The following is a 17650-nucleotide window of genomic DNA, read 5'->3' on the forward strand; positions in this document are numbered from 1 at the left end:
CCTACTTTTACAGTTATTAAAGGGGATTTAATTAATGCCGATATGCCTAGTCGACAAGACCAAATTTGGATCCAACTATGGAAGGAAAATGCTCCAGAACTTAGAGAAAGAGTGGTTGGTTGGCGTAAACAAAACGCAATAACTAGAATTGAAAAACCAAGTAGAATTCAAAGAGCTAGAAGGTTAGGCTACAAGGCAAAACAGGGAATCATTGTTGTTAGAATGAGAGTGGGAACCGGTGGTATGAGAAAACAACGACCAACCGGTGGTAGAAGACCAAAACATTTGGGTGTTCTTAGAATTAAGGCAGATGACAACATGCAAAAAGTTGCTGAAAGAAGAGTACTTGAAAGGTATCCAAACTTGAAACTTTTGGGTTCTTATTTTATCTACAAAGATGGCATGCATTACTGGTATGAAGTAATATTGGCAGATCCTGTACATCCTAGAATTATTCAAGACAAAGAACTAAAAAAAAGACTAGATACTACAGCATAAATTGAAAACCACATTATTCATTCCATTTCTGATGATTTTAGTTATGACTCCTGCATTTGGGCAGTTGTTATCAGATAAAACCGGTCTTGTAACCAGACTTGATGTTGAATCAGGTGGACATACTTTTGAAGTTGAAACTGTTTCAAATTTTGATGTAGTTGATCATGAATTTAACAAAAATGAAAAACGACTGACTCTTTTTGTAAATAGTGGAATAGAAAATAATTTAGGTGAAGTGATTGTTCCTCAAACCTTGTTAAGTGGAAACTTTGCTTTTTTCCTAAATGATGAACCGTATAATCCAAAAATAAAATCAAATGATAAAATTTCATTTATTACATTAAATTTTACAGGAATAGGTAATAACAAAATTGACATAATTGGAACTGAGACATTACAAGGTGTTGAAGAAAACTCATATCCTACTCCTATAGATGATACTAAAAATGGTGGTGGGTGTTTGATTGCCACTGCCACTTATGGAACAGAACTTGCACCTCAAGTACAACATCTAAGAGAAATACGTGATCAAAAACTAATGCAGACAGATTCTGGAAAATATTTTATAAATTCATTTAATCATGTCTACTATTCTTTTAGTCCTTTAATTTCTGATTATGAAAGAGAAAACTCTTTTTTCAAAGAATCTGTGAGGATTTTAATTACTCCATTACTTTCCTCACTCATGATTTTGAATTATGCCTCTATGGATAATGATGTTGAAACAATTGGAGTGGGAATTGGTATAATCACACTGAATGTAGGTATGTATTTTGTTGCACCTGCAATCTTGATTACGAGGCTAAAGAAATGAAAAAATCTCTAATTGGTGTTATTGCAATTATTGCAAGTGTGATAATCTATTACTCTGTAATGAGTTTTTTATTTAGCATGTAGTTTTTCAGGAATTATTTTTATTTTATTTTGATAACTTCTCTCTATGAATAATGCAAAGATTGCACTAGTTGGCGGATTTTGTATCGTTGTTGCATTATCTGTTGCCTTGGTGATGATTGGATAATTTTTGCTAATTCCTAAAATATTAGAACCGGAATTTTGTATTATGGGGAAAAAAGAAGCATTAGCATTTTTGAAAAAAAGTAATAAATCAATTATCAAAGCGTGGGAAAATTACAAACAAGAGCTTGGAAGAGAAGAGAATACTAAACTTGATGATGTTTTTAAACAGATGTTTAAGGCATGGACTTTATCTAATCAAAAAGCAATAGATCTGTTGGAAAACAAACCTAAGAAAACTAAAAAAACCACGGTCAAAAAAACCACTAAACCAAAAAAGAATTAATCTTCATCAACTAATTTTTGAATCATTGCCTCAATGTTGGATGACTGTCCAAATGATACATCTCTTAGGATTCCCTTTCTGTCTACTAAAATAGTAGATGGAGTTCCTTGCAAGGCAAATTTCTCAAATGTTTCTGCTGCGTATTCTTTTGATTTCATGTAATCTTTTACTCTTTGAATAATTTGCTTTTTGTATTCTTCAGGCTGTGAATCAAAATCTGGTATTTGAGGATAGATAAACTGGAGGATTTTTTCCTGACTGATTTCGCCTGTTGTCTTTGTTAATTTGTCCATTGCTAGTGGGAATGGTATTTTGTAAGGCAGTTTGCCACCTTGGCCTTGACCATACGTTGTTAAGGCTTTTTTTGTTTCACCTACAGTCTCACCAGTTTCAGCAAGCATCTTTAGATTCTCTAACGTGTTTAAATCAAAATCTTCAAAGGCAGTTGCAATTCCAATGACCCGAACTCCGTCATCTTTGTATTTGTTATAGATGTTGATTGCTTCTGGAATACCATACAAAAAACAACCTGGACAATTTACTTGAAAAACTTCTACTAATACAACATGATCTTTTTCCTGATCAAAATTTGTTGGCGCACCTTGAACCCACTCTGAAACCCCAAAATTTGGCGCTTTTTGGCCAATCACTGCACTCATGATTTTGCTGCCTTTTTTTCCATTAAATACATAACTCATGTATTGAAATTCTCCTCTTCGATTAACCTAATATATGACTCAGAAAGACTGAAACCAAATGCAGGTAGTTACTAATGATAGACTTCAATTGTTTGCTGAAATGGAGTCCAAATATGAACAAAAGGATACAGAATATTTTGTAAAACTTTTAGATCATCCTGACTATGTAGTGAGAACTAGAGCCACTTGTATTTTAGTTGATTTTGGAGGAGAGGATAAAGTACCTTACATCGCTAAAGTTCTAAAAAATGATGAGAATGAATTGGTAAGACATGAGGCCGCATTCTCTCTAGGTCAAATGTGCTATTCTAGCGCTATTCCGCCTCTAACTGATGCAACTCTTAATGATCCTAGTATGTTTGTAAGACATGAGGCTGCAATTGCTCTTGGTGTTGTTGGCTCAAAAGATGCAAAAGAAGCATTAGAAAAAGCTCTCAATGATCCTGATAAACCTGTTGTTGAATCGGCAATTGTAGCGTTGTCAAACATTCAGTTTATGGAGAAATTGAGCAAAAACGAAAAATTTGCAAAGTTGACAGGTGGATAAATGAATTTCTCTTATGGTATTATAGCAGCAGTTGGTATTTTAGTTGCAATTTCTATTGGACTTATTGCCGAATCCCCTGATTCAATCATTGAACCAAGAACCATGTCTCTAGAAAAACCCACTGTTTGTACTATGGAATATGCTCCTGTTTGTGGTGTAGATGGAATCACATATGGAAATCAATGTATGTTAAATGCTGCTGAAATTAAACTAGATTACAAGGGTGAATGTGTAGTTGAAGAACCTATTATTCCAGAACCAGAACCTGAACCAATTCCAGAACCAAAATCTGTTCCTGTATCTTCTTCAATGCCTGCAATTCAAGTTCATAAAGTAACAACTGCAGAAGGATCTGGATCTCCGGGATGTGAAGAAACCAACGAATGCTATCTTCCATCCTCACTGAAAGTTTTTGTTGGTGATACTGTTCAGTGGGATAACATTGACACTGCAGCACACACTGTAACTAGTGGAATAGTGGTTGAAGGTCCAGACGGATTATTTGATTCTGGTTTGTTTATGTCTGGTAATATGTTTGAATTTACATTTGATGAAGCAGGAACTTATCCTTACTTTTGTATGGTTCATCCTTGGATGATTGGTGAAATTATTGTAAGTGAAGTTGATGAAATGATTGTTGTTGAAGAACCTCGAAATGAACCCATATTAGTTGAGCCTCAATCATTACCAGAACCAATTCCTGAACCAATTGATGTGGTTGTTTCAATTCCTCCAGGCTCTGGAGCTCCGGGATGTGAAGAAACCAACGAATGCTATGTTCCATATGAGGTAACAATTAGAGTTGGTGGTACGGTTGCTTGGAATAATGATGACACTGCCGCACATACTGTAACCAGTGGAACAATTGAAGCAGGCTCTACTGGGGTATTTGATTCAAGTCTGTTTATGGCAGGAACGACATATGATTTCACATTTGACAAACCAGGAAAATATGATTACTTTTGTATGGTTCACCCTTGGATGACCGGCGTCGTTATTGTTGAATAATTCTATAATGCAGTAACTTTACTGCCTTGCTCTGTTGACTCAAACTTGTAAATTCTTTCAACATTAGAGTCCTCAAAAATCTCTGCATCGTGTGTAATTATGATAAATTGCATTGGTGTTCCGGAATTTGCAATATTTGATAACTGTGATAATACTCCTACTAGTGATTTCTTCCTTTCTGCATCAAGATGAGTTGTGGGTTCATCTAAAATCATTAAATTTAGGTTAGATGCTCCCAAAAGACTAGCCATTCCTAATCTTAAGGCTAAAGCTACGCTGACTTGTTCTCCTCCACTTAATGATTCAATATCTAACATCTCTGTTTTTGAATAACAGATAATGGATATGTCTCTTGATTTTTCTGATAGCTGTATTCTTTGAATCTTTGTGTTTAACAATGTAAGATATTCTGATGCCTTTGCAGAAATTGTATTTAATGCCCATGAACGAAGACTGGTTGCTACTGGACCGTCTCTGCTAAATATATTGGCTTGTATATTGTCAAGTCCTTGCACATAATCTTTGACCGTTTTTAATTCCTTTACAGCAGATTGAATTTTTTCAATTTGTTCTTGATCTTTTGAAATTTTTTCTGTAATTGCCCCTATCTGATGATCATATTGTGATAGCGTTATTTGTTTTTCATCAATTGTGTTTTTTAATTTTTGAAATTCTTTTTCATTAAAATCTTTAGTTTCTGATTCGAGTTTTGATATGTTTTCAAAAATCATTTTTGTATGAGAATCTATTTCTGAAATTGCTACCAGATTACTATTTGTTGACGGTGGGATTCTCTGAACATTTTGTTTTTTTATCTGAATTTCTTCTTGAATTTTCTTGATGTCTTCCAAATTGTTTATTGAATGAGCTCTTAATGTTGCTTCTGCTTCTCTTGCACTTTGTAATTTTTCTAAAAATTCATTTCTTTTTTGATTGTACATCTTTTGTTCTTTTTCTACATTCAAAATATGCTGTTGAATGTTTTCCAACTCTTGTTTGAGATGTTCTTGTTGAAACAATGGATTTAGCTTTTCTACCTTTGAATCACATACTGGGCATTTGTTATCTTTTAGCTGAAGTTTTTCGGCAAGAGACTGTTTTTCTCTTAAAGAGCCCACTTGACTTGTCATCTCTTTGATTTTTTTCTGTGTGTCTTCCACTGCCTGTTCTACTTTTTTGATCTTTGCCTCCAAGTCGTTTTTAAGCCCAGCATACTCAAAACACCCTTCACATTCACGCACTTTTCTCTCTTTTTCGGTAATTTCACGTTGAATCTCATGTATTGCTTCCTTAGCATATGCCTGAAGCTCTTGTTTTCTTTGTTCAAGTTGATTAATTTTGTCTATTTTTGGAGCATCTATCTCTAATTTTACTTTTAATTCTAAAAGTTCCTCTTGAAGTGCTTTTTGCTCTCTGATGAGTTTTTCTTTTTGAGGTCTTACCTCTTCTAATTCCTTTTGAAATTTTTCTAAATCTCTTTGTAAGATATCAATATGTGTATCATCATACCCAATCTTGTCTCTTATTTTTTCACGAAATTCTTTGTTGACTATTTTCATTGATTCAGCTGCAAAATCAAGCTTGTCTATGCCTATTATTGCATTCAATAACTCTTTGAATTCTTTTGGTTTTGCCTTGATTATTGCACTTAATTCCCCTTGTTGAACAATTGACGCAATCTTTAATTTTTCAAAATCTAATCCTATTGTTTTTTCAATTTCATTTGTCATGGATTCGCCAAATTGTTTTCGTTCTCCTGCTGCAATTTCTGTTCTCTCTCCATTTGTCACCTCTGAAAATGTTGCTACTAATCCCCCTTTTGTGTCGATTTTTCTTACGGCCTGGTAATTCCTATTGTTTACTGTGAACTCTATTTTTGCAAATCCTTGATTGGAGCCTCGTTTGATCAACCCTTTATTTGATTTTCTTGTATGTGAACCAAACAATGAAAATGTTATTGCATCAATTATGCTTGATTTTCCTGCACCATTGTGTCCTACAAATACTGTAACACCATTATCAAAATCAAGTTTTGTTTCTGAATGTGATAAAAAATCTCCTAATTCAATTGATGTAATCATTTTTGTTTCTCCTTTTTGAATTTCTCAAAATTTTCCACAATAATTTGTGATGCCTCTTTAATCTGACCTGTTGATAATAGCGGAAGTAATTCCTTTACTGCAAAATTTGCATTCTCTTCAGATCCTAATGCATCAACTGATAATCGAAACATCTCATCATCGATAACATTTGGTCTGTCTAAAAATACTGATGATTCTGATATTTCCTTTGTCGTAATTCTCCAGAAACACCTCAAAGTTAGTGCCTGTAGGCGTGAAATCTGAGCCTGAATATAGTCTGTTTCGATTTTCTCTCCTTGGATTTTTATTTCTAAAATTGGCTTTCTTTGAATATCTGAAATTTTCTTTGAAATTTCATCAATTGTTTCTGACAGTTTTTCATATTCTGTTTTGAATGAAAACTGTTGTCTTGTATCCAACTCTATCCAGTTTGGATTGGCTTCTTGAGTTGAAATGTCTACTTCAAAAAACCCTTTTCTTGCTTCTTTAATTCCTTCACTTGTTGTTAATTCGATAGACCCTGGATATGCTACAGGTCCATTTAGATGATTAAATTGTTGAATATCTTTATCATGTAAATGTCCCATTGCATAATATGTGAAATCCTTTGGCAAGTCAGTTGATAATAACTCTCCTGCAAATTTGTTAAATTCTGAAATTCCTTGATGCATTACCAAAATTTTGTGGCCTGAATGATCTTTTGCTATGCTATTGACTTCTGCAAACTTTTTTTCAAATTGAGGAATTTCTGCTTTTCTAATCTTGTCAAATCCTGCCAATAGAATTTTTTTGTATTCGATTGGTTTTCCTTGTCCTATGTATCTTGAAAATTCTAAGTTGTGATAAACATATGGAATTGGTGTGGTACGAATTCTACTGATATCGTGCTCTCCTAAAATAAAAAATGAATCGATATTGTTTTGTTTTAGTCTCTTTAGTGCATTTGCCATTTGAACAATTGCTGTTCCATTTGGATTTGGAACGTGAAAAATATCTCCTGCAAATATTACAAAATCCACATGATCTTTTATTGAAGTATCAATTGCCTGATTAAAAACATGATACACATCTTGTTCTCGCTCTTCAGAGCCATACTGGACTAAACCTAAATGCGTGTCTGAAATATGTGAAAATAACATTTAATCTAACAACAAATCTTTCTGTACTAATCCTTGCGTGGATTCTACTGCTACTTCTGCCATCTTCTCTGCATTAGCCCATGCACTGACTGCACTTTGATCTGCTCCCATTGTCTTCTCTTTTACCTCATCTACGTGTACAAGTGATGGCAAATTCGTCCATTGACCAACAAGTACTGCATCTCCTACGTTTAGAGATGTTAATTGAGAGATTAATTCACGACTAGTGGACTCTGTTGCAGAGGCAATTTGCCTTTGATCGTCTTCTTGAATGATTTTCATGATTGCAAATGATCCTAATTGGCTTAGTACATTAAGATCAACACTTCTTGGTCTTTGTGAGACTATTCCCAGACCTAATCCAAACTTTCTTCCTTCCCTAGCGATTTTAGCAGCCCAGTATTTTGCACTGGTGTCGTGATCTTTTGGAATAAAAACATGTGCTTCTTCTATTATTACAAATATTGGAGAATTAAATCTGAACACTCTTTCTTTTTTTGATTTTCCGTGTTTTGCAATGCTTGCATCCTTTCTGTCTTTGAGAAGCTGTTGAAGATAAAATGCAACTGCAACATTAGCTTGTTTTTCAGAAAGTTCAGAAATATTTAGGATGTTGGTTTTTCCTTCTTTGATAAAGCTGATTGGATCCCCCATGTCTGGATCTAAGATATCTTCGAATCTTCTTTGTGCTTCTTCAATAATATCTTGAACTCTATATGCTGATGTTCTGATCTCCTTGAGTTTTTTATCTTCAGAATTCACAATAAACTCTATTTCTGTTTCCAGTTTATTCCAAAATTCTTTTGATTCTTTGACTTGATTTGTAAATGCCATTCTTAGAACTCGTTGTTGCACATTTGCACCATCTCTGATTTCTAAAACCTCTGATAACTGATCTGCATCTAAAAGTCTTGGATTGATTTTTGCATCAACTACATTGATGCGTGGAATGTTTAGTGTGGTGTAATCATTATGATAATCAAAAATTATTACTGTCCCTTTCAGTTTTCCAATTTGTTTTGTAACTAGTGAAACAAGATTACTCTTTCCCATTCCTGTCATTGCTAGAATCCCAAGATGTCTTGAAACTATTTTGTCTAGGTTGACTTTGGCATCTATTGTCTTGTTTCTTAACAGGCTTCCGATTTTTACCCATCCGTCTTTTGGTGAACTGAAAATTCCTTCTAGTTCCTCTCTAGTTGGCTGCGTAATCTCTGTGCCTGGAATTGGAGGAATTGCTGGAATTATTGATTGTCCTTTTTGTAAATTTTCTAAAAATCCTAAGATCCCTATATTTGCAGTAAATGTTTTATCTCGTTTGTTAATCTCTGCTATTTCTGTTGATTCTGCTGCCTCATCAAAATTTTTTACATCTGTAAATGCTGCACTTGAAACTTTGGATTTTTCAACTAATCCTAAGATCTTCCCTTCATCTGTATCGATAATGATGTATTCGCCAACAGATAATGGCCTTGATGTTAACGCTGTAACAAATGTAGGTTTTGACTCTCCAATAACATATCCTAAACTCATCCTAATACCTCTCTTGATCCAATTTCATTACTTAATCCCAATAAACTAACCATTTTTGCAAGTTCTTTGTCTGATATTTTACAGTTGTTGTGTGCAAGTTTAAGTGCATATGGATATCCTCCAACACTGTTTTTGTAAAGTTTGTTTAGGATCTGTTTTATTTCTTCCTCGGAATGATCAGGACCTAAAAATTCTAATTTGATAATTGGTGTTGAATCACTTAATCTTACAAACGTTGATGCGATGACTTTGTCTTGACCGTATTTTTTCTCGACAAATAATTTTGAAAATCCTGGCCCTTTTGTAACATGATTATAATAGAAAATATCTCCAGCTAGCGAACCAAGTTGTTCAAACTGTTTTTTTGTATTTGAAGTCTTTGCAATGAAAATAACATTGTCTCTTTTTTTCATTGTCCTGACCATTGCTGCATCTAAAGATGATTGTCTGGTCATAAATTGAGAGTGAAGTGATCCATCCATTAATACTAAATCAACCTCGTCTACTGTTTTCTCACAAGCCTCAATTTCCATCCTACTTGCAATTCTTGATAGATCCATATCTGAACCTAGTCCTGAATCGTGCAAATCTGTCAAAACTTCTCCGTCTGTTTTGATAGATACTGCAGTTGTGGCCCATAATTCTATTCCTTGAAATTTTGTATTGTTAAAACTAGAATCAATACCTGCAGTTGTGGATTCTTCTTTTGTAGGCTCATATTCTATCCAATTTTCACGTGCTTTTTGCAAAATCTGTTCAAATTTTGGTCCCTTTAGTATGGAAAGCATTTTGTCTCTGTTGAGAATTGCATCCTTGTAGACTGTATTTAGCACAACAATACTTCGTAGTTTTGAATAAAATCTTTAGGTTATACTGATCCTTAACCAAAGTTTCACCAGAGTTTAACCCTAGCCAATTCTTCCATTGTAGACTACTTTTTCATCTGTGCCCGAAGGTGTGCTTCTATCAATGTACCTGATCTCGTATTTGTCCCCGATGTGAATTGGTTTTCCATCGATTTCTCTAGGGATTTTGATCTTTACCTCAAATGTACTTGTATTAGGACCTGTCTCGATTAAAGAACTAGAATTTGCGTCAAATCGTGGATTTGCAAGAGTTGTTCTGATTCCACCCTCTGCTCTAAATTCAAAAGAACTAAGCGAAATTTTATCTTCATTTTTTGAATCTCTGTTTGCATCTGGTTCGTAAATCCTAAATGTAAATTCATGACCAATTCTTGAACCGCCTCCTGATGTCTCAACTTTTGCAAATGTTTTTGTTAGTGGGATTGATTTTACCAAAATTCTCTTTTCTCCTGCATGATCTGATTGATCAAGATACTTTATCAAAACAATGTCATCTTGTTCTAGTGGTTCTCCGTTAATTGATTCTGGAAGTTGTAGTTTGACATAAAATTGTCCAGTATCAGGGCCTGTTTCAATCATGTTTTCTGGACCTTGTATCGTAATACCTTTTATTGAAAATTCCAACAACCCTTCTGTTGGAATCACTTCTATTCCACTATGGGCAATATTCAGATCCTGATCTGTGATGTAAAAGTTCACAAAACTGTTACTTGATGCTGGGACTGTCTGAATTTCTTTATTTGATTTTGTTATGGGAGTGGGCGTAAATGCTGACCCCCTTTCTTTCATTTTTTCTGCTGTACTTGCTTTTACACATGCAGGCATACCATTTGTTCTAATGATTAATTCCAAAGTAGCCTTACACAAAACCTCTTCTGCAGATACTCCTCTATGCATTTGTTTTTTTGGCGAATCTACCTCGGCAAATACTGGCACTGTTAAAACTAACACCAATGAAAATATGGCAAAAATTGTTTTTGCAATCACACTATTTCAACTGTATTTTTATCATAAATAGATTAATCATAATTGCTACTTATTTTCAAACTAGAAAACCACTAATGAAAATTTGAATATTGGTTATATTTGATAAAATTTAACAATACATGAATAAAATGAAAAAAATTCTGACTATATTTTCTCTTTTGGTTTTTCTAATGCCTATGTCAAATGTTTATGCAGAACATGTTTTAGATATTGAAGCATTTGGACAATATCTTGACATTTCTCAATTAGAGGCTGAAAAGTTTGAATTTGAATTTGACAAAACCTCCTATCCGATTTACTACGGTTATCATGGAAGTATGGATGATTCAATGACTGACACATTAGGTGATCCAACTGTAAAAGAAATGATCATAAATCAAGAAAGAAAATCAATTGAAGTAACTTTTGAACATGTTCCTAAAAAAACGGACTTTTGGGTAAGGATACCATTTGAAGTCCTCACAGCAGATAAGGAAAAATATCAACTTTTGATTGATGGGGTGGATACGGGATATGATTTAATGAAAATGCCTGATGGTTATGTTATTGGTATGATTATTTCTGAGGATACAAAACATGTGGAAATTATGGGTACTACGGTAATTCCTGAATTTGGAACAATTGCGATTCTTGTCCTGGGTTTTTCCCTCCTTGGATTGGTTTATTTTGCAAGAAAAACATCTTTTGCAAACTGGACTAGAATTAATTAAGTGATGGATTCTAGTTATTTTACTTGAAAAGGATAGGATTGTTAGGGTGTGGTGCTATAGGGACTCAAATAGCTCTTGCCATTGATACTGGAGAAATTCCTGCAACTCTGACCCATGTATATGATGATTCCAAAGATGCGTCTTCTACGCTCGTTGAAAAGTTGAAAAATAAACCAGTTATAGTTGAAAATTCCCATCTGCTTTCTTCAAATCCTGTTGATATTGTTGTTGAAGCTGCATCGCAAAATGCTGTTAAAGATGCTGGACTCAGCATATTGCAAAATAAAAAAGACTTGATGATTATGAGTGTAGGTGCATTACTTGATGAATCTGTATATGATATTTTATCCGACGCGTGCAAAGATTTCAAAAAAACAATTTATCTTCCCTCTGGTGCAATCGCAGGATTAGATGGAATCAAATCAATTAAAAAAGAATTAGAATCGTTATCCATTACTACTACAAAACATCCACGTTCTCTTAAGGGTGCAAAGTTTTTTGAAACTTCGTCTATTGATCTTGATTCTCTCAACTCTAAGACAACAATTTTTCAAGGAACTGCCAAAGAAGCCGTATCTTTGTTTCCTGCAAACATCAATGTGGCTGCATTACTTTCTTTGTGTGGGATAGGAAGTGAAAAAACAATGGTAAACATTGTTGCTGATCCAGACACTAACAAAAATACCCATCATATAGAAGCATGTGGAACCTTTGGAAAGATGACCTTTACCATAGAAAATTTTCCGGATCCTGCTAATCCTAAAACTAGCCGACTTGCAATACTTTCTGCCATTGAAACATTGAGAAAATACTGCTCAGATGAAATTCAAATTGGCACGTAATATGGCAATACTTGCCACTATTACAAACATATGTGAAAATTCTAGGCACGATCCCATTCTTTAAATCCCTACAATCTCAATTTTCAATGGTTTATGCTCGTACAACAAGCTTCCAAACTAAAAGAAGAGATTCTTAGACTAAAAAAAGAAAAAGATGTAGTGATTCTTGCACATAATTATCAAATTCCTGAAGTACAAGATGTGGCTGATTTTACGGGTGATTCGCTTGGACTATCAAGACAAGCCGCTACCGTTGATCAAAAAACAATCCTATTTTGTGGTGTTCATTTTATGGCCGAAACTGCAGCAATCATTAGTCCTCAAAAAAGAGTTTTAATTCCTGATCTGGAAGCAGGGTGCTCACTATCTGACTCCATCACTGTTGATGAATTACGAAATTGGAAAAAACAACATCCAGGTGCAATTGCAGTTGGATATGTTAACACTACTGCAGAAATAAAGTCTGAACTAGATTATTGCTGTACTTCCTCAAATGCTGTCAATGTAGTAAAGGCAATTCCTGAAAATAAGGAAATTTTATTTTTGCCTGACATGTTTTTGGGTTCTTATGTTGCAAAAGTGACTGGAAGAAAAAATATGCATATCTGGGCAGGTGAATGTCATGTACATGCAGGAATTACTCCAGAAGATGTAACTAAAAAATTAGATTCAATGAAAGATGCCGAATTTGTAATTCATCCTGAATGTAGTTGTACTACTCCTATGATGTATGATGTTGCAGATGGCAGCTATGATGATAGAAAGGTATCGATTCTTTCAACTGAGGGTATGCTTAATCATGTAAAGGATTCAAATGCAAAGAACTTTGTGGTTGCAACTGAAACAGGAATCTTGTATCGAATGAGACAACAAAATCCTGAAAAGAACTTTATTCCTGCATCCGAAAAGGCTGAATGTCAATACATGAAGATGATTACTCTCGATAAAGTATATGATGCATTAGTTAATGAAAAAAATGTAGTTACAGTACCAAAAAACATTGCTGATAAAGCTAGATTGGCAATTGATAGAATGCTTGCAATTAGTTAAACTGTAATCTTGTGAAAAAATTGGTTGGTCTATTCAGTAGGAGTCAAAAAGATCCTCAAAAGAAAAAAAATGTTGAAAAACTAAAAGAACTGCGTAAATTAGTTAAAGAAAAGAAATATGATCAAGCACTTAGAGCAGGCACAGAATATCTCCAAAAAGTACCTGAAAACAATGATGTCTTATTTATTGTTGGAAGTATTTATTATATGAAAAATAAATTCAAGACTGCAATCTCGTATTTTGAAAAATCGTTAGCAATTGGAACCTATGATACAGAGGTTCTAATTCTAAAAGCAAATGCTCACTACAAAATTGGTGAAAAAAAGAAAGCAATTCAATGTTGTGATAAAATTAAAGAAATTGATCCAAAAAATAAAGCAGTTGCTGAATTGTTAGAGAAACTTGAATCTTAAACTTCTAAACTCATGTCTATTCCCTTTACGGAATTTGTAATACTGCCAACTGAAATTATGTCTACTCCTGTTTTCCCATAATTTGCTATGTTTTTTGAGGTAATTCCTCCAGATGCCTCAAGCAATACTCTGTCTCTGAGCTTATTGCTCTTTAGTGTCGTAATTGTTTTTTTGATTTGTGTTGGGGTGAAATTGTCTAGCATGATTATTGTTGCTCCTTCTTTTGCAGCCAAAACTGCGTCTTGTGTATTTTCAACTTCAACTTCAAATTTTTGATATCTTTTCTTTGTTTTTTTGATGAGTGATTCAAGAGAGTCACTTACAGCTATGTGGTTGTCTTTTATCATCACCATTTCGTCTAGCCTGAGTCGATGTTTTTCACCTCCTCCAATCTCTACTGCTTCTTTGTCAAAAATTCTAAGACCTGGAGCTGTTTTTCTTGTAGCGTAAAGCCTGGTTTTTTTATTTGGTATTTTTTTTACAAGATTGTTTGTTTGTGTCGCTATTCCACTCATCCTTGTAAGCAAATTGAGGGCTGTTCGCTCACACGTAAGAATTTTTCCTGCATTCCCTGTGATGGTCATTATGGTTTGATTTGGTTTAACATTACTGCCATCTTTTTTTAGAATTTTTACTTTGCATCCTTTGATTTCAAAAATCTGCTTTGCATATTTTATGCCTGCTACAATTGCGTTTTCTCTAGAAATTATTCTTGCAGTGATTCTTTTTTTAGATAATAATGAGCTTGTAATGTCTCCTTTTCCTATGTCTTCATCTAAAAATTGTGAAAGTATTTTCCTTGAATTAAATGACAACATTATGATAATGTGTTATGTAATTTTAAAGATTTAGAAATTTTTTCTATGTTACTTTAATTGCGTATTTGCCCTTTTGAGTAATTCCTAATGTTTTTGAAATCTCAGAATTTGTAGGATCTACTACTAGGACTACTCCGGTCCAATCAGGTGTTAAATCTGATGATTTACAAACTGGACAAACTTTTCCTGTTGTTACAAACTTGCATTTTCTACAAGCCATTTCTCTAGCCATTTAACTTGCCTCTACTTTTGCTTCTTCTGTGGTGTCATCTGCACCACCACTTGCTTTTTTAATTTCTTCTTGAATCCATTCATCTGCACCAAGGAATGGTTGTCTGCATGTGATTCCAATTTTTCCCATTGCAGCTGCTTTACCTAATGACACAGCTGTAATTCTTGAACGAAGGGTAGAACCAACTTTTAATGTTCTTCCACTTTGGTTGGCAATGATCATTCCAGATTTTACATCACTTTTTAGATAATCATCCATAACTTGTGACAAGTGTAACAATGCATCTGTAGGACCAATTCTTACAAATGCTCCAAAGTCTGTAATATCTACAATTTCTCCTTGAACAATTTCTTGTAATTTTGGATAAAATGTTAATGCTTCAAATTCAACTTTGTGAAATGTTCCGCCATCTCCGGCAATCATCTTTCCCATCTCGTCTACTTTGGCATCTAAAATCATAATGATATACCCCAAATCTGCATTAATCATACTCTCGTATTTTTCCTTGAGAATATTTACTGCAGCCTTTTTGAGTGTGGTTCCAAACAGGCTTGGTGGAATCCTAACAACATCAACTAGGGTAGATATAGAAAACAACTGTGCTGTTTTTTTTGAATTTCAATTTATGAATCTTTGGGTATTTTACGCATTATTTTCCAAAGATTTTCTTGATTTCTTCTATAATGCACAATTTCTCTAGATCTCTGACCTATGTTTAAATAATGTAAAAGGACTTTTTGACGCAATGGTTGGAATAGACCAAGTCCTCGAGAAACTTAGCACCGTAATTGATCCAGACTTGAAAAAAGATATTGTTTCAATGGGAATGATTAAGGATTTAGAATTAAACGACGGTAATCTCAAATTTACCCTGGAACTTACCACTCCGGCATGTCCATTTAATGTGGAAATAGAAGATGATGTAAGAAAGGTAATCGGTGAGATTGAGGGTCTCAAGAATTTTGACATGAATGTTACTGCTAAAGTGATGGAGGGACGTTCACTTGATGCAGATACTGGCATGGCTACCGTCAAAAACATTATTGGTGTAGCTAGTGGAAAAGGCGGTGTTGGAAAGTCTACTGTCTCTTTGAATTTAGCTTTAGCATTATCTCAAACAGGCGCAAAAGTTGGATTGTTAGATGCTGATATCTATGGTCCAAGTATTCCGTTGATGCTTGGTATGAAAGATGGATACATGGAAGTAGAAGACAACAAATTACAACCAGCTGAATCTAATGGTCTTAAAGTAGTTTCTTTTGGTTTCTTTGCTGAACAAGCCCATCAAGCTGCAATTTACAGAGGTCCTATTATCTCTGGGATTTTAAAACAATTTTTAGTTGATACTGATTGGTCTGACTTGGACTATCTAATTGTAGATCTTCCTCCAGGTACTGGTGATATTCCCTTAACACTTGCACAAACAATTCCAATTACTGGAATTTTGGTTGTAACAACTCCTCAAGATGTGGCAAGTAATGTTGCAGTAAAAGCAATTGGTATGTTTGAAAAACTGAACGTCCCTATTATTGGTGTTGTAGAAAACATGAGTCACTTCATATGTCCAAATTGTAATGACAAACATTACATTTTTGGTAATGGTGGTGCAAAGAAAATCTCTGAACAATTTAACATTCCATTCTTAGGCGAAATTCCGTTAAATTCCGGAATTATGTCCGGCTCTGATACTGGCAAACCCATTATGATTTCAAATCCTGACTCTCCAAGTGCAGACGCGTTTAGAATTAGTGCCAAAAACATTGCTGCTCAGTGTAGTATTCTTGCAACAAAATTGCAACAAGAAATGGCCTCCGAAGAAAATTCTGAACCCACACCTGAGGCCAGCACTTCAAGTTAATTTCGATTCTTGTGAAACTGCCTGATTCTCTTAGGGACGAACTCAAAATTCCTCTGGGGGTTTTATTGTTAGAAAAAGATGCTACAAAACAAAACATTGTCAAACACATCCCTGAAAATTCTTTTGTGATTACTGTTGGTGACAGAACAACTGAAAAAATGATTGAATTTGGATTAACTCCTTCTTTGCAAATTGTTGACAGTCAAGAAAAACGAGTTAGACGAGCACCTCCTAAAAATTCTGGCATTCAAACTGAGTTGACATGTGATAATCCTCCAGCTGAAATTACTTTGGAAAGCATAGAAACAATAAAGAAAGCATTTTCATCAAAACATCCAGTCCGATTAACCATTAATGGGGAAGAAGATCTATTGGTACTTCCAGTTTGTATCTATGCCCCTGATAATTCAGTTGTTATGTATGGCCAACCAAACGAAGGGTTAGTTATAGTCCAAATAACTCCAGAAATTAGAAATAAAACACAAAGACTACTTGATTTAATGGAATAATCGGGGAATGATGAGACGGTGGCTGTATGACTCGTGATTACACTACTAAAAACTCTGACCCTATTAATTCATATTTTTACAGAATCAAAATAAACCAAATTTTGCACAACAATTGACATTTCAAGATAAACACAAACTGTCTGAAAAAAATTATGAAACTTGATCCTGAAATACGATTACAAATTCTAGAAAAAGTGGGTGTGTATTCTAATAGGTTTTCAATTCCCGAACCTACCCTTCTTTTGACCACAAAAGAAGTGTTGGATGCGCCAAAAGAGATGACTGAGGGAAGACGAACTTCTGCTTACAAATATTACGGTGTTTCTTATCTTCAGCACAATTTGGTATTTATCAATGTGAGAAAGATCCCAGATGAAAAAACTCTGGAAAACACAATTGTCCATGAATTGATCCATATGAGATTTCCATATTTGGCTCATGGTAAAAGATTCAACAAACTGGTAAGGCAGGGACTGAGAGGGAAAACATTTTTGCCTTATAGAAAAAGAAGCAAAGTTTCTCCACTTTGATTTATATTTCCTCAATTTAGGCAAGCTG

The 17650-nt window shown here is 34.4% G+C and carries 21 protein-coding genes; 12 read left to right on the forward strand and 9 right to left on the reverse strand.

The window, feature by feature from the left end:
* The first annotated feature begins 42 nt into the window (after nucleotides 1-42).
* The 3 genes from NsoK4_RS01745 (at nucleotide 43) to NsoK4_RS01755 (ending at nucleotide 1801) form a co-directional block, all read left to right on the forward strand.
* Nucleotides 43-498, forward strand: a complete 456-nt coding sequence (locus NsoK4_RS01745) for a 50S ribosomal protein L15e (protein ID WP_211687682.1) — start codon at nucleotides 43-45, stop codon at nucleotides 496-498.
* Between the two features lies 1 nt (nucleotide 499).
* Nucleotides 500-1312 (forward strand): CFI-box-CTERM domain-containing protein, encoded by an 813-nt coding sequence (locus NsoK4_RS01750; protein WP_249111097.1) that lies wholly within the window; start codon nucleotides 500-502, stop codon nucleotides 1310-1312.
* Nucleotides 1313-1561: 249 nt separating this feature from the next.
* Nucleotides 1562-1801: a hypothetical protein gene (locus tag NsoK4_RS01755; protein ID WP_211687683.1), complete on the forward strand. Its 240-nt coding sequence runs from the start codon at nucleotides 1562-1564 to the stop codon at nucleotides 1799-1801.
* On the opposite strand, the gene NsoK4_RS01760 is transcribed toward NsoK4_RS01755, so the two are convergent.
* Nucleotides 1798-2460 carry a redoxin domain-containing protein gene (locus tag NsoK4_RS01760; protein ID WP_211688796.1) on the reverse strand — a complete coding sequence of 221 codons (663 nt, stop codon included), beginning with the start codon at nucleotides 2458-2460 and terminating at the stop codon, nucleotides 1798-1800. The two genes, NsoK4_RS01755 and NsoK4_RS01760, sit on opposite strands and share 4 nt — an antisense overlap.
* Nucleotides 2461-2557: 97 nt before the next feature.
* Between NsoK4_RS01760 and NsoK4_RS01765 the strand changes: the two genes are divergently transcribed.
* Both NsoK4_RS01765 and NsoK4_RS01770 read left to right on the forward strand, forming a co-directional pair.
* Nucleotides 2558-3046 carry a HEAT repeat domain-containing protein gene (locus tag NsoK4_RS01765; protein ID WP_211687684.1) on the forward strand — a complete coding sequence of 163 codons (489 nt, stop codon included), beginning with the start codon at nucleotides 2558-2560 and terminating at the stop codon, nucleotides 3044-3046.
* Nucleotides 3047-4054 (forward strand): plastocyanin/azurin family copper-binding protein, encoded by a 1008-nt coding sequence (locus NsoK4_RS01770; protein WP_211687685.1) that lies wholly within the window; start codon nucleotides 3047-3049, stop codon nucleotides 4052-4054. It abuts the gene before it with no gap.
* Nucleotides 4055-4056: 2 nt separating this feature from the next.
* Here NsoK4_RS01770 and NsoK4_RS01775 read toward each other — a convergent pair whose 3' ends face one another.
* From NsoK4_RS01775 to NsoK4_RS01795, 5 genes are all read right to left on the reverse strand, one after another.
* Nucleotides 4057-6135: an AAA family ATPase gene (locus tag NsoK4_RS01775; RefSeq protein WP_211687686.1), complete on the reverse strand. Its 2079-nt coding sequence runs from the start codon at nucleotides 6133-6135 to the stop codon at nucleotides 4057-4059.
* Nucleotides 6132-7274 (reverse strand): exonuclease SbcCD subunit D, encoded by a 1143-nt coding sequence (locus tag NsoK4_RS01780; RefSeq protein ID WP_211687687.1) that lies wholly within the window; start codon nucleotides 7272-7274, stop codon nucleotides 6132-6134. Before NsoK4_RS01780 ends, NsoK4_RS01775 begins: the two co-directional genes overlap by 4 nt.
* Nucleotides 7275-8807 (reverse strand): ATP-binding protein, encoded by a 1533-nt coding sequence (locus NsoK4_RS01785; RefSeq protein WP_211687688.1) that lies wholly within the window; start codon nucleotides 8805-8807, stop codon nucleotides 7275-7277.
* The gene (locus tag NsoK4_RS01790; protein WP_211688798.1) at nucleotides 8804-9595 is read right to left on the reverse strand and encodes a DNA double-strand break repair nuclease NurA; all 792 of its coding nucleotides are present in this window, start codon (nucleotides 9593-9595) and stop codon (nucleotides 8804-8806) included. Before NsoK4_RS01790 ends, NsoK4_RS01785 begins: the two co-directional genes overlap by 4 nt.
* Nucleotides 9596-9715: 120 nt before the next feature.
* Complete coding sequence (locus NsoK4_RS01795) at nucleotides 9716-10660, reverse strand: hypothetical protein (RefSeq protein ID WP_249111099.1); 945 nt, start codon at nucleotides 10658-10660, stop codon at nucleotides 9716-9718.
* Between the two features lie 176 nt (nucleotides 10661-10836).
* On the opposite strand from NsoK4_RS01795, the gene NsoK4_RS01800 reads away from it, so the two are divergent.
* The 4 genes from NsoK4_RS01800 to NsoK4_RS01815 all read left to right on the forward strand — a co-directional run bounded on the left by NsoK4_RS01800 (nucleotide 10837) and on the right by NsoK4_RS01815 (nucleotide 13675).
* A complete protein-coding gene (locus NsoK4_RS01800) occupies nucleotides 10837-11370 on the forward strand; it encodes a PEFG-CTERM sorting domain-containing protein (RefSeq protein ID WP_249111100.1) in 534 nt (177 codons plus the stop codon).
* A 23-nt stretch (nucleotides 11371-11393) separates the two neighbouring features.
* Nucleotides 11394-12212 carry an aspartate dehydrogenase gene (locus tag NsoK4_RS01805; RefSeq protein WP_211687690.1) on the forward strand — a complete coding sequence of 273 codons (819 nt, stop codon included), beginning with the start codon at nucleotides 11394-11396 and terminating at the stop codon, nucleotides 12210-12212.
* 93 nt (nucleotides 12213-12305) lie between these two features.
* Nucleotides 12306-13262 carry a quinolinate synthase NadA gene (gene nadA, locus NsoK4_RS01810; protein WP_211687691.1) on the forward strand — a complete coding sequence of 319 codons (957 nt, stop codon included), beginning with the start codon at nucleotides 12306-12308 and terminating at the stop codon, nucleotides 13260-13262.
* Nucleotides 13263-13282: 20 nt separating this feature from the next.
* Entirely contained in the window at nucleotides 13283-13675 is a 393-nt protein-coding gene (locus tag NsoK4_RS01815) for a tetratricopeptide repeat protein (protein WP_371816009.1), read from the forward strand.
* Here NsoK4_RS01815 and nadC read toward each other — a convergent pair.
* From nadC to NsoK4_RS01830, 3 genes are read right to left on the reverse strand one after another with little or no spacing between them, the layout of a single operon-like run.
* Entirely contained in the window at nucleotides 13672-14493 is an 822-nt protein-coding gene (gene nadC / locus NsoK4_RS01820) for a carboxylating nicotinate-nucleotide diphosphorylase (RefSeq protein WP_211687693.1), read from the reverse strand. The genes NsoK4_RS01815 and nadC overlap by 4 nt on opposite strands.
* A 43-nt stretch (nucleotides 14494-14536) precedes the next feature.
* Entirely contained in the window at nucleotides 14537-14725 is a 189-nt protein-coding gene (gene spt4, locus NsoK4_RS01825; protein WP_211687694.1) for a transcription elongation factor subunit Spt4, read from the reverse strand.
* Complete coding sequence (locus NsoK4_RS01830; protein WP_211687695.1) at nucleotides 14726-15322, reverse strand: DNA-directed RNA polymerase; 597 nt, start codon at nucleotides 15320-15322, stop codon at nucleotides 14726-14728. It abuts the gene before it with no gap.
* Nucleotides 15323-15470: 148 nt separating this feature from the next.
* Here NsoK4_RS01830 and NsoK4_RS01835 point away from each other — a divergent pair, with 148 nt between their 5' ends.
* From NsoK4_RS01835 to NsoK4_RS01845, 3 genes are all read left to right on the forward strand, one after another.
* Nucleotides 15471-16583 carry an Mrp/NBP35 family ATP-binding protein gene (locus NsoK4_RS01835; protein ID WP_211687696.1) on the forward strand — a complete coding sequence of 371 codons (1113 nt, stop codon included), beginning with the start codon at nucleotides 15471-15473 and terminating at the stop codon, nucleotides 16581-16583.
* An 11-nt stretch (nucleotides 16584-16594) separates the two neighbouring features.
* Nucleotides 16595-17092 (forward strand): GTP-dependent dephospho-CoA kinase family protein, encoded by a 498-nt coding sequence (locus tag NsoK4_RS01840; RefSeq protein ID WP_211687697.1) that lies wholly within the window; start codon nucleotides 16595-16597, stop codon nucleotides 17090-17092.
* A 152-nt stretch (nucleotides 17093-17244) separates the two neighbouring features.
* Nucleotides 17245-17622: a hypothetical protein gene (locus NsoK4_RS01845; RefSeq protein ID WP_211687698.1), complete on the forward strand. Its 378-nt coding sequence runs from the start codon at nucleotides 17245-17247 to the stop codon at nucleotides 17620-17622.
* The last annotated feature ends 28 nt before the right edge of the window (nucleotides 17623-17650 follow it).

It is taken from the genome of Nitrosopumilus sp. K4, assembly GCF_018128925.1.
Classification (GTDB): domain Archaea; phylum Thermoproteota; class Nitrososphaeria; order Nitrososphaerales; family Nitrosopumilaceae; genus HKST03.